This is a genomic window from Sulfitobacter marinus, from assembly GCF_900116285.1.
GTDB classification, from domain to species: domain Bacteria; phylum Pseudomonadota; class Alphaproteobacteria; order Rhodobacterales; family Rhodobacteraceae; genus Sulfitobacter; species Sulfitobacter marinus.
The window spans coordinates 128,772-143,362 of record NZ_FPAJ01000007.1 but is presented as its reverse complement, the minus strand read 5'-3'; the positions used below and the strand labels follow the sequence as shown (position 1 = coordinate 143,362).

Annotated in this window: 14 protein-coding genes; 8 read left to right on the top strand and 6 right to left on the bottom strand. The window is 56.4% G+C overall.

The features are described from left to right. Positions 1–84 precede the first annotated feature (84 nt). Positions 85–1,260, bottom strand: coding sequence for an elongation factor Tu (tuf, locus tag BM347_RS16575; RefSeq protein WP_093917616.1), 1,176 nt, complete (start codon positions 1,258–1,260; stop codon positions 85–87). Between the two features lie 133 nt (positions 1,261–1,393). After that, positions 1,394–2,005, bottom strand: coding sequence for a hypothetical protein (locus BM347_RS16570; protein ID WP_245764304.1), 612 nt, complete (start codon positions 2,003–2,005; stop codon positions 1,394–1,396). A gap of 130 nt (positions 2,006–2,135) precedes the next feature. Here BM347_RS16570 and BM347_RS16565 point away from each other — a divergent pair, with 130 nt between their 5' ends. Continuing rightward, positions 2,136–3,488, top strand: a complete 1,353-nt coding sequence (locus BM347_RS16565) for a cytochrome P450 (protein ID WP_093917615.1) — start codon at positions 2,136–2,138, stop codon at positions 3,486–3,488. Here the strand turns inward: BM347_RS16565 and BM347_RS16560 are convergent. Genes BM347_RS16560 through parC form a run of 3 tightly spaced genes read right to left on the bottom strand, consistent with a single transcriptional unit; the run spans position 3,485 to position 8,220 of the window. Beyond that, positions 3,485–4,579, bottom strand: coding sequence for a M48 family metallopeptidase (locus BM347_RS16560; RefSeq protein ID WP_093917614.1), 1,095 nt, complete (start codon positions 4,577–4,579; stop codon positions 3,485–3,487). The genes BM347_RS16565 and BM347_RS16560 overlap by 4 nt on opposite strands. After that, positions 4,576–5,886 carry a DUF898 family protein gene (locus tag BM347_RS16555; protein ID WP_093917613.1) on the bottom strand — a complete coding sequence of 437 codons (1,311 nt, stop codon included), beginning with the start codon at positions 5,884–5,886 and terminating at the stop codon, positions 4,576–4,578. Before BM347_RS16555 ends, BM347_RS16560 begins: the two co-directional genes overlap by 4 nt. Positions 5,887–5,898: 12 nt before the next feature. Then, a complete protein-coding gene (gene parC, locus BM347_RS16550) occupies positions 5,899–8,220 on the bottom strand; it encodes a DNA topoisomerase IV subunit A (protein ID WP_093917612.1) in 2,322 nt (773 codons plus the stop codon). A gap of 206 nt (positions 8,221–8,426) precedes the next feature. Between parC and BM347_RS16545 the strand changes: the two genes are divergently transcribed. From BM347_RS16545 to BM347_RS16520, 6 genes are all read left to right on the top strand, one after another. Beyond that, complete coding sequence (locus BM347_RS16545; RefSeq protein WP_093917611.1) at positions 8,427–9,074, top strand: SH3 domain-containing protein; 648 nt, start codon at positions 8,427–8,429, stop codon at positions 9,072–9,074. A gap of 60 nt (positions 9,075–9,134) precedes the next feature. Beyond that, positions 9,135–9,962 (top strand): SDR family NAD(P)-dependent oxidoreductase, encoded by an 828-nt coding sequence (locus tag BM347_RS16540; RefSeq protein WP_093917629.1) that lies wholly within the window; start codon positions 9,135–9,137, stop codon positions 9,960–9,962. A gap of 59 nt (positions 9,963–10,021) precedes the next feature. Next, on the top strand, positions 10,022–10,228 hold the full coding sequence (locus tag BM347_RS16535) for a twin transmembrane helix small protein (protein ID WP_093917610.1): 207 nt from the start codon (positions 10,022–10,024) through the stop codon (positions 10,226–10,228). Beyond that, positions 10,228–10,800 (top strand): cob(I)yrinic acid a,c-diamide adenosyltransferase, encoded by a 573-nt coding sequence (locus tag BM347_RS16530; RefSeq protein ID WP_093917609.1) that lies wholly within the window; start codon positions 10,228–10,230, stop codon positions 10,798–10,800. The genes BM347_RS16535 and BM347_RS16530 overlap by 1 nt, the downstream gene beginning before the upstream one ends. A 145-nt stretch (positions 10,801–10,945) precedes the next feature. Then, entirely contained in the window at positions 10,946–11,704 is a 759-nt protein-coding gene (locus BM347_RS16525; RefSeq protein ID WP_093917608.1) for an electron transfer flavoprotein subunit beta/FixA family protein, read from the top strand. Next, complete coding sequence (locus BM347_RS16520) at positions 11,704–12,630, top strand: electron transfer flavoprotein subunit alpha/FixB family protein (protein ID WP_093917607.1); 927 nt, start codon at positions 11,704–11,706, stop codon at positions 12,628–12,630. Before BM347_RS16525 ends, BM347_RS16520 begins: the two co-directional genes overlap by 1 nt. Positions 12,631–12,698: 68 nt before the next feature. Here BM347_RS16520 and BM347_RS16515 read toward each other — a convergent pair whose 3' ends face one another. After that, positions 12,699–13,529 (bottom strand): DUF6473 family protein, encoded by an 831-nt coding sequence (locus BM347_RS16515; RefSeq protein ID WP_175498608.1) that lies wholly within the window; start codon positions 13,527–13,529, stop codon positions 12,699–12,701. A 158-nt stretch (positions 13,530–13,687) separates the two neighbouring features. On the opposite strand from BM347_RS16515, the gene BM347_RS16510 reads away from it, so the two are divergent. Further along, positions 13,688–14,563: a 3-hydroxybutyryl-CoA dehydrogenase gene (locus BM347_RS16510; RefSeq protein ID WP_093917605.1), complete on the top strand. Its 876-nt coding sequence runs from the start codon at positions 13,688–13,690 to the stop codon at positions 14,561–14,563. Positions 14,564–14,591 lie beyond the last annotated feature (28 nt).

Genomic DNA, 14,591 nt, shown 5'->3' with positions numbered 1-14,591 from the left:
CCTTGTGCAAAAGAAAAGGCCGCGCTGTTTCCAGAGCGGCCTTCGGGTCGGTTTGGGCTGTCGCGGGGCGGGCCCGCTGGCAGCTTACTCGGTGATTTTGGACACAACGCCCGCGCCAACAGTGCGGCCGCCTTCGCGGATCGCAAAGCGCAGACCGTCTTCCATCGCGATCGGCGCGATCAGTTCAACGTCGAACTGCAGGTTGTCACCAGGCATAACCATTTCAGTGCCTTCTGGCAGTTGAACGGTACCGGTAACGTCTGTGGTCCGGAAGTAGAACTGTGGACGGTAGTTCGCGAAGAACGGCGTGTGACGGCCACCCTCTTCCTTGGTCAGGATATACGCTTCGGCTGTGAACTTGGTGTGCGGCTTAACCGAACCTGGCTTACACAGAACCTGACCACGCTCAACGCCGTCACGGTCAACACCGCGCAGCAGGGCACCGATGTTGTCGCCTGCTTCACCGCGATCCAGCAGTTTGCGGAACATTTCAACGCCGGTACAGGTGGTTTTCTTGGTGTCGCGGATACCAACGATTTCAATCTCGTCGCCAACGTTGATCACGCCACGCTCAACACGGCCCGTCACAACTGTACCACGACCAGAGATCGAGAACACGTCTTCCACAGGCATCAGGAACGGCTGGTCAACAGCGCGCTCTGGTGTCGGGATGTAGTTGTCGACTTCTTCCATCAGCTTGCGAATGGATTTCTCGCCGATCTCTTCGTCGCGGCCTTCCATGGCTGCCAGAGCGGAACCAGGGATAACCGGGATGTCGTCGCCAGGGTATTCGTAGGAAGACAGCAATTCGCGGATTTCCATTTCCACCAATTCCAGCAGCTCTTCGTCGTCAACCTGGTCCACTTTGTTCATGTAAACAACCATGGCGGGGATACCAACCTGGCGGCCCAGCAGGATGTGCTCGCGGGTTTGTGGCATCGGGCCGTCGGCCGCGTTCACAACCAGGATCGCGCCGTCCATTTGCGCCGCACCGGTGATCATGTTTTTCACATAGTCCGCGTGGCCGGGGCAATCGACGTGCGCGTAGTGGCGGTTTTCGGTCTCGTATTCAACGTGAGCTGTCGAAATGGTGATACCGCGTGCTTTTTCTTCGGGCGCGCCGTCAATCTGGTCATACGCTTTGAAATCGCCAAAATACTTGGTGATCGCTGCTGTCAACGTCGTCTTGCCGTGGTCAACGTGACCAATCGTGCCGATGTTTACGTGCGGTTTATTACGTTCAAACTTTGCCTTAGCCATGATGCATGCCCTTTATATTAATGTGGGCCCAACGTCAGACCCAAACCTATCTGGCGGGCGATGTATTGGGTCTGGCGCATAAAATCAAGCGTCTGTTCGCGCTTGAAACCGGCATCTGCAAAGTAATTTCTGCTTATTCCGTGCTGGCAGCAGATGCAGGCCCCGAAACAGGCGCAGAACCTGAGCGCACAATCACAGCGTCAGCAGGCCGGTTGAACCACCCTTCGGCCTCGTTTTGCTTTACCAAATAGCCCTCGATCGACTTGGCAGCATTCTGGCTCAGGTTCTTGAGCTGCTCTTCGGCGGTCTTGGTATAGCCCGACCCTACAATCGGCCCCTGATCAAACGATTCGAACACAGTGATTTGATGTGGCTTTTCGGTCAGCTTCTTGCCCGCAGCGTCATCCCACACATTCAGGTTCAGGATCATCACCGATTTGGGTGCCAGGACCAGCGGAATACCCGGAGGGGCCAAGACATAGCCCTCAACACTGATGCCAAAGTGATAATCACGCGTGCCGTCATAGCGATCGAAACGTTCAGCAATCGCGTCTTTGACGGCAGTTGTCAGCACCTCTTCGCTTACCTCGCGGCTGATCGGCAGCTTTTGCACTTTGGGCGCGACAACAATGTTGTGATATAGGTTAAAATCGCCGAGCGGCACGGGGGGCTTGTTCAGATCGGACGCACCGTTGCACGCGGCAACAAAGGTAACGGTCATCAAAATGGCAAAAACACGAAACATCGAAAGCCTCCATTGGCGCAGAACCTGATCATGGCGATACCCCAAGCCCAACGAGGGTGCAATCTTTTGGGAAATTTGTAACCGATGGACAAAGCCCTACCTATGATGTGTCGCAGAAAGGCACCTTTGCATGAGCCAACCGCCCCTTCCCGTCCGCGTCCCTCTGGTGACCCAGCCTTGGGGCATTTTGAAAAGCCTGCAAATGGCGCGGCGCAATATTCTCAGCATCATTCCAGCCATCGCCACCAAGCAGCCTATGGTGTCGGGCAAGACTGGCAAGCGCTGGCATATGGTCATGGACCCCACGGCCATCCGCGAAGTTCTGCAGGACCGGCTCGACAACTATCCAAAAGCCATGGTGGTCAAAAACCTGTTAAAGCCCGCCATTGGGGAATCGCTGTTCATCGCTGAAGGCGCGCATTGGCGCTGGCAGCGCCGCACTGCAGCCCCGGTATTTTCAGCGCGCAATATGCTTAACCTGTCACCGATCATGACAGCTGCTGCAGAACGATCCTGCGACCGTATCACCACCGCCGGCCCCCGCGCGATCAACATGGCAGACGAGATGGTCACGACGACCTTTGACGTGATTTCTGACGTTACATTTTCGGGCGATGACAGCATCGACCGCGATGCCGTGCATGTCGCGATCGAGGATTACATCGCACAAGCAGGCAAGATCAGCCTGTTCGACATATTGGGTTTTCCCGACTGGGTGCCCCGCCCAGACCGGATCGTATCTGGCAAGGCCGTACGCCAGATGAAGCGTCTCGCCGATACCGCCATCGAGGCTCGCGCCAAGCGGGGCAGTAACGGCACCCCCGATCTGCTGGACCTGCTGTTAGAGGGTGTGGACCCCAAGACCAAACGCCAGATGAACACCGCCGAGCTGCGCGATAATTTGCTTACATTTATCGTTGCGGGACATGAAACCACGGCCCTGACATTGTCGTGGTCGCTGTATTTGATGGGGTTTGATCAAGCCGCACAAGATAAGGCCCGTGCCGAGACGCAATCGGTTCTGCAAGGTCGCGCGGCAACCGGTGACGATGTCGAACACCTGCCGTTTATCCGTCAGATCATTGATGAGGCGCTGCGCCTTTATCCGCCGGCGGGCATGCTGTCGCGAACCGCGCAGGTACACGACACGCTGGGCGGGCGCGAAATCATACCGGGCGATACTGTGATGATCCCGATCTATGCTTTGGGCCGTCACGAACAGCTGTGGGATGATCCCGATGCGTTCAAACCCGAACGGTTCGCGGACCGCAAATCAATCGACCGCTACGCCTATCTGCCCTTTGGCGATGGCCCCCGCATTTGCATCGGGGCCAGTTTTGCCCTGCAAGAGGCGGTGATCATCCTTGCCACCTTGCTGTCGCGCTTCAAATTTACCGCCGTGGCAGGCAAGAACCCTGAACCCGTGATGATCCTTACGCTCCGCCCCGAGGGTGGTGTTTGGTTAACGGCAGAGCCCGCTTAGTCGCAGATCGACTGCAGGGCCTTCCAGCCAGCATCATCCAGTATCGGCGCATAATTGCGGGTTTCGTCGGCAGCGCTTCGGGCATTTTCAATGCGGTCCGACAGGCTGGGATGGCTTAAGAAATGGCCCAATAATTCGTTACCCTCGCCATGCTCATCGCGCAGACGTTCAAACATCGTGCCAAGCGCCGCTGGCGATACATTTGCCGCCTCAAGCCGCGCATAGCCGAATGCATCTGCATTCGTTTCTGCCTGTTGGCTATAGGTCGCGCTGATCAGGCGTTCCGTCAGAAATAATACGGCGGCACCCCCGGCAAAATCGCCGAACAGCAGACCCAAAATGCCGATGGACCCCGCCGATCGCAACGCATGCCGTGTCGGGTCGCGACTAACAACATGGCCGATTTCATGGGCAAGAACGACGGCGACTTCGTCAGGGGTTTCCGCGTGGTCGATCAACCCTTTAAAGATCACGACAAACCCGCCCGGCAAAGCAAAGGCGTTAATCATATCGTGATCCAGCACCGCAACGCTTAGCCCCTCTGGCGCGCCGTCACCCGCGTTCAGCGCAGCCGTGATCTGCGCAAGCGCCTTGGTCCCAGCGGGGTTTTCGCAGATAGCAAGCGGCGCAAGCCCGGTGTCCCCCAACGCGTCGCGTATCTGTTCAAACGTCGCTTCGCCCAAGGCGCGTTCTCCGTCGGGTGGGATGAAAACCGCTAGGCGGTCCGCCAGCAAGGGTACCAAAACCGTGACCTGAAGCGCGACAGCGGCAACTGCTCCGGCTGCCCAAAGCGCCAGTTTACCGCGGCCTTTTGGCGGGCTGCGGCGCGTAGCGTTTGGCAAATACCCTAGCAGCATTTGATCTGTAACCAACAACCGCGCCAAGGGGTCCGTGATCAGCCGCAGGGTAAAGCTCTGCTTGTCGGCGTTATCCTCAAGGGTCCGGATATCTTCGAGCGGCCAAAACAGGGTCGTGCCATTATCAAACCCGATCTGAAGATTGTTATTGGCAATATGCAGGCTGACCTCTTTGCCAATCGGGCGGTCACCGTCGAAATAGGCAGCGCCAAAACCGTTGAATCCCGTGCTCATATCGCGGCCCCCAGATCCAATGCCTCGGCGAACCCTTCGGCCTCGGCAAATTCATCGCGCGCACGCTGGCTGATGACCTGCAAGCCATGGCGTTGTGGAAGCGACAGAGTTTGGGCTATGTGACGCATCAGCGGAAAAGTGACGAAAGTGCTGTAAAGCACGTTCCAGAGCAGAAAGATCGACAGGTAGAAAACCGCGATCAAAAGAACTGCGATACTTTTTGGCAGATCGACAGCCGCACCAAAATCACCCATTGCGCCGCCCAACATCGCCGACGGCCCCAGCGTTAGCATTGCGAAAATCACCAGCCCAACGACCCCAAGCACCAGGAAAAAATAGGCGATAACGCTGCCCAGAACGTAAATACTCGCAACCCGAGGCCCGCTAAGCCGTGAATGCAGTGTGATCCCATCTGCGGTTTTATGATTGGCCATCAGACGTTTTGAAACAAAGCGATAATGAATTGCACCGTACAGCAACCCCAGAATCCCAATCAGAAAAATCCCCAGCCGTTCCACGCCGACGACAGGTAATGCTGCCGCGCCGCCGTCCATCATTTCCTCAACCGAGCGGATGATGTCGTCGGTTGTCATGTCAGCTGACACCACGATCGGGTCCAACCAGAACACCCAGATCGCGCCCCCGACCAGAACCAAAAGCGATAGAATAAACGGGATCGCTGCACGGTACAGCATTGCCCAATGCCCGCCCTGATTCAGTCGGGCAGAGCCGAAATAGGTTCGATCCGTCACATATTTTTCAAGCCAGAACGTCATGCGTGGCCACAAAAGCCCCACCGTCAGCAGGGTAACCGCCCAATGCACCAACGCCCGCCACGCATAGCCCCACGCCCCCTTTTCAAGACCAAAGCGCACACCGCGCCAGCGGGTCCGGGCCAGAACATAGCGCCGCGCCCGGTATTGCGCGTAAAACCACAGCGGTATTACACCCACGACACTGGCCAGATACCCCACGGACGCGCTGGAAAAGATCGAGAAACTGACGAACATGACCAGCAGATTGATGATGCCAATGTAAAACGTCAGGATGACCACCGCGATAAAGAAGCCCAGCAGCTTTTCCCACGGATCGCCCACATATTCCATCGGATGGCCACCGGGTCGGATCGCCGACCAGAACCAGCGGCGCATTCTTGTTTTCATCCAGAAACGATAAAAACCCAGCGTAATGACTGTCAGAAACCCGGTCTTAAGCGCCAGCCAAAACAGAGCAAACCGGGTGCCAACAAAATATACAAGAAGGCCTGCGGGATCAGTCGTGGGCGATGTCAAAGAGACATCACTCATAGGGCGGGCCGATTAACCAAAACGATTGTCACGCGGGAAACCACGGGGGGCCATGCGCCCCGAACCAGCGCGTTTGCCCGTCCATTCACTCAGGTCAGATTCGGTACGGGTACGCCCTGCAGGGTCAAGCCAGCTAAGCCCTTCGGCCCGCACAAAGGTTGTCGCATCCGACATGCCACCGTCTTTGTATTTCTGCAGGCGCACGCCCTTGCCGCGTGCCATTTCGGGCAATTCGTCAATACCGAACACCAGCACCTTGCGGTTTTCACCAACCACAGCGACTGAATCGCCCGCGATTGGGGCGCAGATCATCGCTTTGACGTCGCCGCGCACATTCAGAACCTGCTTTCCCGTACGGGTCTGGGCCAGAACTTCGTCCTCGGGCACCACAAAACCATCCCCGGCAGAGGAGGCAACCAGCAGTTTCCGGCCCGCCTTGTGAATGAATATATCAATGATCTGCACGTCGTTTGGCAGATCAACCATCAAACGCAACGGTTCCCCCATGCCGCGCCCCCCGGGCAAGGTCGCCGCAGAAACAGTATAAAAACGACCGTTCGAACCAAAGACCAGCAAGCGGTCGGTCGTTTCAGCGTGGAAGATAAAGCGCGGGCCGTCACCGTCTTTGAATTTCAACTCGCGGTTCAGGTCGATATGGCCGGTCATCGCCCTGATCCAGCCCATCTCAGAGCAGACAACAGTGATCGGCTCGCGGTCAATCATCGCCTCAAGCGGCACGTCTTCAACCTCGCCCGCTTCAGCGAACGTCGAACGGCGCCTGCCGATATTTCTACCGTCGAGGGTCCAGTCTTTGCCGAACTGTTTCTTGGTGGCCCGCAACTGGTCAATAATGCTGGTCCATTGCAGGTCTTCGTTTTCCAACAGGTCTTCCAGACCCGCGCGTTCTTCCATCAATGCGGCTTGCTCGCGCAGCAACTCCATCTCTTCGAGACGGCGCAGCGACCGTAGGCGCATGTTCAAAATTGCGTCTGCCTGAACTTCGCTTAGTGAATTTTCAGATGTTGGCGCTGGTGGCACATAGTCGGCCTCACTCGTCGCCCGAACGTGGTCTTTGCCCCAATCCTCGGCCATGAGGGCGGATTTCGGGTCTTCATCATAGCGGATAATGTCAATGACGCGGTCCAGATTCAGGAAGGCGACGATAAAGCCTTCCAATACCTCAAGACGGTGATCGATCTTTTCCATGCGATGGGCAGAACGGCGCTGCAAAACCTCGCGGCGGTGATCCAAGAAAGCGCGCAGCACTTCCTTCATTGAGCAAACCTTGGGCGTTAGCCCGTCGATCAACACGTTCATGTTCAGCGAAAACCGCACCTCAAGATCGGAACTGCGGTAAAGCATCCCCATCAGTACCTCGGGATCGACATTTTTCGACCGCGGTTCAAGAATAAGGCGGATGTCATCGGCGGATTCATCGCGCACATCGGCCAAAATCGGTATCTTCTTAAGCTGGATCAACTCGGCGATCTTCTCGATCAGCTTGGATTTCTGAACCTGATAAGGGATTTCGGTGACGACAATCTGCCACGCCCCGCGCCCCAAATCTTCGACCTCGTAGCGGCAGCGCAGGCGGAAACCGCCCTTGCCGGTGCGATAGGCGTTGGCGATATTTTCAGCCGGTTCAACGATAATCCCGCCCGTGGGGAAATCGGGGCCCGGCACGAAATCAAGCAGTTTATCATCGCCCGCGTTCGGGAATTTAATCAGGTGAATACAGGCATCCACCAGTTCTGAAATATTATGCGGCGGAATGTTCGTCGCCATACCAACCGCAATGCCCGACGACCCATTGGCCAACAGGTTCGGGAACTGCGCTGGCAGCACCACAGGTTCGGTCAGCGTACCGTCATAGTTCTCGCGGAAATCAACGGCGTTTTCGTTCAACCCTTCCAGCATCGCCTCGGCGACGGCAGTCATGCGCGCTTCGGTATAGCGGCTTGCGGCGGGGTTATCCCCGTCGATGTTGCCAAAGTTGCCCTGACCGTCAACCAGCGGATAACGCACGTTGAAATCCTGGGCCAAACGCGCCATCGCATCATAGATCGCGGCATCGCCGTGCGGGTGATAGTTCCCCATCACGTCGCCCGAAATCTTAGCCGACTTACGGAAACCACCTGTCGAACTTAGCCTCAATTCGCGCATCGCATATAGAATGCGACGGTGCACAGGCTTTAGCCCGTCACGGGCATCTGGCAGTGCGCGGTGCATGATCGTCGACAATGCATAGGTCAGATAGCGGTCGCCCAACGCGATACGCAGCGGTTCGGACACATTCCGAGGATCAAACTCTGGGGGGGCGGTAACATCTGACATGCGAGGTGTTTAGCCAAGCAGGCGTGAAGCGGCAAGCGGCTGTTTGGCGAAAAAGACGCCAGACACCGCCCGACTGTTACCGCCCTGCAACGCTCAAAAGATTCTCGCGCCGCAGACGCGCAATTTGTGGTAAGCGGGCTAAGTGCGTGTCTTAGGGCTGCCAACTGCTTGGCTAATGGGCCCATGCTGCAATGAGGACGTACAAAATGAAACGGTTTATCCTGCTGACCTTCGGGTTTTTGGGCCTTGCTTTTTATGAGCTGAGCGGTGGCGCTGATTTTGAGCCCCCGCGCCCGCCGGTTATCGAAGCATCCATTACCGAAGGAAATGTTGCAGACGATGGCCAGCAGATCGAGGTAGCGCGCGCCGCACCTCAGATCGCACCCCATACCCCACAGGGGTTGGCAGATATCGGGCCGGTCGATACCACCCCGCCCGGCTTCAGCATGACATCCGACAATGAAACCACTCAGGTCGATGACCTCGTGGCGGCGGCCGGTACTGCTGTCACACCAGCAAAAGCGTCCTTGGCAAACGAAGTGAATGTGGTGCCCGTAAACCTGAGCACCACGTCCGGCCAGGCCACATCAGCGATCATTCCCAGCCTGATTACCCCGGATGATACAGGGGCGACTGCCATCAATGCGGGCGGATCTGGCGATATCCGGTCGGTTTCGGGCAGCAGCGTGAACGTGCGCGGCGGCCCCGGCACCCAATATGACGTTGTGACCCAACTGACCCGCGGCGATACTGTTGAAATCATCGATGACAGCGGCAACGGCTGGGTGCAAATGCGCCCGCTCAGTGGCGGACCTGTGGGCTGGATGGCTGATTTTTTACTCTCAGAAGTTTAAGCCGCGTTGCCATCAAGGCACGAACACGCAATGAAAGACCTTGAAAAAAGGAGGCCTTTCGTGACCGACAAAAGCATTTTGATAACCGGCTGTGCCTCGGGCATCGGATATGCCGCCGCGCATGGGCTGCGCGCCCGCGGCTGGCGTGTGTTCGCATCCTGCCGTCAGCAAGCAGATTGTGACCGCTTGGCCGCCGAAGGCTTCGACAGCCCACGGCTCGACTACACTGACACCGCCAGCATCCACGCCGCGCTTGAACATGTGCTGGATGCCACAGGCGGGACGCTGGATGCGCTTTATAACAATGGTGCCCATGCGACGCCCGGTGCCGTCGAAGACCTGCCCACCGACGCGCTGCGCGACATCTTTGAAAGCAACTTTTTCGGATGGCATGAGCTTACCCGCGCGGTTTTGCCGATCATGCGTGCCCAAGGGTACGGGCGTATTGTGCAATGTTCCTCTGTTCTTGGGTTTGTCACGATGCCGTGGCGCGGGGCCTATAACGCGACAAAATTCGCGCTGGAAGGGCTGACCGACACCCTAAGGATCGAAATGCGCGACACCCCGATCCATATTGTCTTGATCGAACCCGGCCCGATAACCTCACGCATCCGCGCCAATTCGATCCCCTATTTCGAACGCTGGATCGATTGGGAAGCCTCCTCTCGCCGGGATCAATACGAAAGCAAAATTAGGAAACGGCTCTATTCAAGCAGCGGACCGGACACATTCGAACTGCCCCCGGAAGCCGTGGTGAAAAAGCTGGTTCACGCGCTAGAGGCACCCAAGCCGCGCCCGCGCTATTATGTCACGACCCCTACATATATCTCGGGCTTTTTACGGAGAATATTGCCAACCCGGGCGCTAGACTGGGTGCTGGCACGGTAAATTCCGGTTGCGCTACGCGTTTGCCCCGCTACATCTGGGCATAGCACAAAGGAAAACCTATGTTCTCGGATCCTCTTTTCATACTCGTCTGCATCGCAGTGCTGGCTGTTATCATCATTCTGATTATGGGATTGGGCGGTTTTGCCAGCGGCGGCGACTTTAACAAGCGCAATTCAAACAAGCTGATGCGGCTGCGGCTTATTTCGCAGTTTATCGCCGTGGTTTTGATCGTGATATATGTCTATCTACGCAAGGATGCCGGCTGATGGTTGTTCTGAACAAAATCTACACCCGCACCGGCGACAAAGGCGATACAGCGCTTGGCAACGGGACGCGCGTGCCGAAACACGACACCCGGGTCGAGGCCTATGGCACCTCAGACGAATTAAACTGTTTTGTCGGCGTCGCCCGTTTGATGGCCACAGGTGAAACCGATCTGGCATTGTCCCGCATTCAGAATGATCTGTTTGATGTCGGCGCCGATCTGTGCCGCCCGGACATGAGCGCCGACGCAAACGCGGAATACCCGCCCCTACGCATCGCCCCAGAACAAGTGAACCGCCTAGAGCGCGAAATCGACGTGATGAATAAAGACCTTGCCCCGCTGCGCAGTTTCATCCTGCCCGGCGGCAGCGAGTTGGCCGCACATCTGCATGTCTGCCGCACAGTCGCGCGGCGCGCGGAACGCCTGACTGTCCTTTTGGCGCAGCAAGAAGACGTGAACGAGGCCGCCATTCGCTATCTCAACCGTCTGAGTGATTGGTTTTTTGTGGCTGCTCGCATGGCGAATAACAGCGGTGAAAATGATGTTTTGTGGGTGCCCGGGGCAAATAGGTGACAAAAGTAATTGAAAACGCCGCGTCCAAACAACGCAAAATGCCGTTTTTGATCTGTTTTGATACAAGATGCTCCGCTACACCGACGAAGAGTTCAAATGACTTGGCCAAAAACACCGAGTCGTAAACTGAGGAGAGATAACGCCCATGAAGGTATTGGTACCTGTAAAGCGCGTGATCGACTATAACGTGAAAGTACGCGTCAAAGCGGACGGCACGGGTGTTGATCTTGCTAATGTAAAAATGTCCATGAACCCGTTCGATGAGATTTCCGTCGAACAGGCTATCCGTCTGAAGGAAGCCGGTCAGGTCGACGAAGTCGTGGTTGTTTCCATCGGCGTAAAGCAATCGCAAGAAACCTTGCGCACCGCTTTGGCCATGGGCGCGGACCGGGCCATTTTGGTTGTCGCAGCTGACGATGTACACAATGACATCGAACCGCTGGCTGTTGCCAAAATCCTTAAGGCGATTGTTGACGAAGAAAAGCCAGAGCTGGTTCTTTGCGGTAAGCAAGCTATCGACAACGACATGAACGCAACCGGTCAAATGCTTTCTGCCCTTTTGGGTTGGTCACAGGCCACCTTTGCTTCCAAGGTCGAGATTGATGGCGATAATGCAGTTGTGACGCGCGAAGTAGACGGCGGTTTGCAAACCATCAAGGTTTCAATGCCAACGGTTGTGACCGTTGACCTGCGTCTGAACGAACCACGCTACGCATCGCTGCCAAACATCATGAAGGCCAAGAAAAAGCCGATGGATGAAAAGACCCCTGCCGATTACGGCGTTGAGGTCGGCAACCGTCTGGAAATCGTGAAAACGGTAGAACCAGCAGAACGCGCAGCCGGCATCAAAGTAGATAGCGTTGACGCGCTTGTGGCGAAACTTAAAGAAGCGGGGGCTGTGTAATGGCTGTTCTACTCCTTGCAGAAGTAACCGATGGCGAATTGGCGATGGACGCGACCGCAAAGGCGGTCACTGCGGCCAAGCAAATCGGTGACGTAACCGTATTATGCGCAGGCAGCTCTGCTGCTGCGGCTGGCGAAGCGGCCTCCAAGATCGACGGCGTGTCCAAAGTGATCGTCGCCGAAGACGCATCTTTGGGTCACCGTTTGGCCGAATCGACAGCGGCATTGATCGTGTCGATGGCAGATGACTATGACCACATCGTTGCCCCGGCGACGACAGATGCGAAAAACGTAATGCCCCGCGTTGCGGCGCTGCTGGACGTGATGATCATCTCTGACGCGTCAGGCGTTGTTGATGCAGACACGTTCGAGCGTCCAATCTATGCGGGTAACGCTGTTCAGACGGTCAAATCCACCGATGCAAAGAAGGTTATCACTTTCCGCACATCGACATTTGATGCCGCCGGAGCAGGTGGTTCCGCATCTGTCGAGACAGTTTCGGCTGCTGCCGATCCTGGCCTGTCGTCCTGGGTTGAAGATCACGTCGCCGCCAGCGACCGCCCCGAGCTGACATCGGCTGGTGTGGTTGTGTCCGGTGGCCGCGGTGTCGGTTCCGAAGAAGACTTTGCCCTGATCGAAAAGCTGGCCGACAAACTGGGTGCCGCCGTCGGCGCATCCCGTGCTGCGGTCGACTCAGGCTATGCCCCGAACGATTGGCAAGTGGGCCAGACCGGCAAGGTCGTCGCCCCCGAGCTTTATGTTGCTGTCGGTATTTCCGGCGCGATCCAGCACTTGGCCGGTATGAAAGACAGTAAAATCATCGTCGCAATCAACAAAGACGAAGAGGCACCGATTTTTCAGGTTGCCGATTACGGGCTGGTTGCCGATCTGTTTGAAGCCGTGCCAGAGCTGATCGAAAAGCTGTAAGCCAGCTTTCAAAACCGAACACCAAATGGCCCGTCAGAAATGGCGGGCCTTTTCATTTTGAGCGTCGGTTAGGTTATCTCTGACATGGCCTGAACCACGGCTGCTGCCGCTTCTGCATGGGCGCGCGGCCCCGGAAACTCCTTGGCGACCAATGCTTCGAGCGGGGCAAAGACCATTCCCTCAGTCCCGTCCTCTTGGGCCAAGGCCGATGGGATAACTTCGACCACCTGCGCGACATAAGGCGCGACCTGCGCCATCATAGAGCGCGTCACAAACAATGGATCATCGCCAAGTCCGTTGATCGGCAGGATAGTTTCAGCAGGCTGATGGTTGGCAAACCAAAGCAGAATAACCTTTCCCTGCATGTTTTCGACCAAAAGCCGCATCCGTGTGACCCAAGCGGATTGCAATTCCTTGTAAATTGCATCGAAGCGGTCTGGCGACGCTTGCCGCAGCGTGGTCAACAAATGCTTGTTAAAGTGGAATTCCGAAAAATCGATCTCGCGAAATATCGTCTTGAGCAGATCAGACGGTGCTAAAAACCGGTCGTTACGCCGCGGATGTACCGAATAGAAACGATTGCTCATGTTTTGGGCACCCATCACCTGTACCACAGTGATCACCGCCTCGGATGCGGCCTGGGGCACATAGGGGTCGCGCGCGAACACATCTATCCCCGCATTCAAGCACCCAAAATTGACGCACCGCTGACCGGTTTCTTCTTCAACCAGCGCGGCAAACGGTTTCTCAATAAAACGCCCATAGGTTTCTGTCCCGCCTATAAACGCGACATACGGCTTATCCAGTGTGCGCTTGGGCCCCCTGAACAGTAATTTTGACGTACCATACCTGCACGGCTGATAGTCCAGAGCCCCCGGCCCCATTGCAACATAGGTCATTACACCCACCCTTTTTAACTCACCCGAGACCCAAGATGACTGCAAAGGTTTTCAAATACCTTAAAGACTGTATTTGTGAGAACTTATCATGAGTTCCGGCCCTTGCGGCCACCGCCTCCTGCGCCCTATGCTGCGCGCAAAACCACAAAGGACAGCGCATGGATATCCAGACAATCGGCATCGTTGGCGCAGGCCAGATGGGCAACGGCATTGCCCATGTTATGGCCCTGGCAGGCTACGATGTTCTGTTGACCGACGTCAGTGCCGAGGCTCTGCAAGCTGCCGTTGAAACCATCACCAGCAACCTTGACCGTCAGGTCAGTCGCGGCAAAGTCAAAGAGGCCGACCGCGACGCGGCGCTTGCCCGAATTACAGCCACACAGACCCTAAGCGATCTTGGTCAGAGCGATCTGGTCATTGAGGCCGCGACGGAACGCGAAACTGTCAAGCAGGCGATTTTCGAGGACTTGATCCCGCATCTCAAGCCGACCACCATCCTGACGTCAAACACGTCTTCTATCTCAATCACGCGGCTTGCCAGCCGGACGGACCGGCCGGAAAAATTCATGGGTTTCCACTTCATGAACCCCGTCCCCGTCATGCAATTGGTTGAACTGATCCGGGGAATCGCCACGGACAAGGAGACCTTTGCGGCATGTAAGGCTGTTGTTGAGAAGCTGGGTAAAACCGCCGCATCTGCCGAAGATTTCCCCGCGTTTATTGTAAACAGAATCCTGATGCCGATGATTAATGAAGCCGTTTATACGCTGTACGAAGGCGTGGGATCCGTCGAATCCATCGATAGCTCGCTCAAGCTGGGGGCCAATCATCCGATGGGGCCGCTTGAACTGGCTGACTTTATTGGTCTCGATACGTGCTTGGCCATTATGAACGTGCTGCATGATGGATTGGCCGATACCAAATACCGGCCCTGCCCATTGCTGACCAAATACGTTGAGGCCGGATGGCTTGGCCGCAAGTCGCAGCGCGGGTTTTACGACTACCGCGGCGATGTGCCAGTACCGACCCGTTGACGATCGACTGAAACGGCCTGGGGGCCAT

What these genes read in the sequence shown, in the direction of transcription:
- tuf (WP_093917616.1), bottom strand. Translation starts at nt 1,260, where the DNA reads ATGGCTAAGGCAAAGTTTGAACGTAATAAACCGCACGTAAACATCGGC.
- BM347_RS16570 (WP_245764304.1), bottom strand. Translation starts at nt 2,005, where the DNA reads ATGTTTCGTGTTTTTGCCATTTTGATGACCGTTACCTTTGTTGCCGCG.
- BM347_RS16565 (WP_093917615.1), top strand. Translation starts at nt 2,136, where the DNA reads ATGAGCCAACCGCCCCTTCCCGTCCGCGTCCCTCTGGTGACCCAGCCT.
- BM347_RS16560 (WP_093917614.1), bottom strand. Translation starts at nt 4,579, where the DNA reads ATGAGCACGGGATTCAACGGTTTTGGCGCTGCCTATTTCGACGGTGAC.
- BM347_RS16555 (WP_093917613.1), bottom strand. Translation starts at nt 5,886, where the DNA reads ATGAGTGATGTCTCTTTGACATCGCCCACGACTGATCCCGCAGGCCTT.
- parC (WP_093917612.1), bottom strand. Translation starts at nt 8,220, where the DNA reads ATGTCAGATGTTACCGCCCCCCCAGAGTTTGATCCTCGGAATGTGTCC.
- BM347_RS16545 (WP_093917611.1), top strand. Translation starts at nt 8,427, where the DNA reads ATGAAACGGTTTATCCTGCTGACCTTCGGGTTTTTGGGCCTTGCTTTT.
- BM347_RS16535 (WP_093917610.1), top strand. Translation starts at nt 10,022, where the DNA reads ATGTTCTCGGATCCTCTTTTCATACTCGTCTGCATCGCAGTGCTGGCT.
- BM347_RS16530 (WP_093917609.1), top strand. Translation starts at nt 10,228, where the DNA reads ATGGTTGTTCTGAACAAAATCTACACCCGCACCGGCGACAAAGGCGAT.
- BM347_RS16525 (WP_093917608.1), top strand. Translation starts at nt 10,946, where the DNA reads ATGAAGGTATTGGTACCTGTAAAGCGCGTGATCGACTATAACGTGAAA.
- BM347_RS16520 (WP_093917607.1), top strand. Translation starts at nt 11,704, where the DNA reads ATGGCTGTTCTACTCCTTGCAGAAGTAACCGATGGCGAATTGGCGATG.
- BM347_RS16515 (WP_175498608.1), bottom strand. Translation starts at nt 13,529, where the DNA reads ATGACCTATGTTGCAATGGGGCCGGGGGCTCTGGACTATCAGCCGTGC.
- BM347_RS16510 (WP_093917605.1), top strand. Translation starts at nt 13,688, where the DNA reads ATGGATATCCAGACAATCGGCATCGTTGGCGCAGGCCAGATGGGCAAC.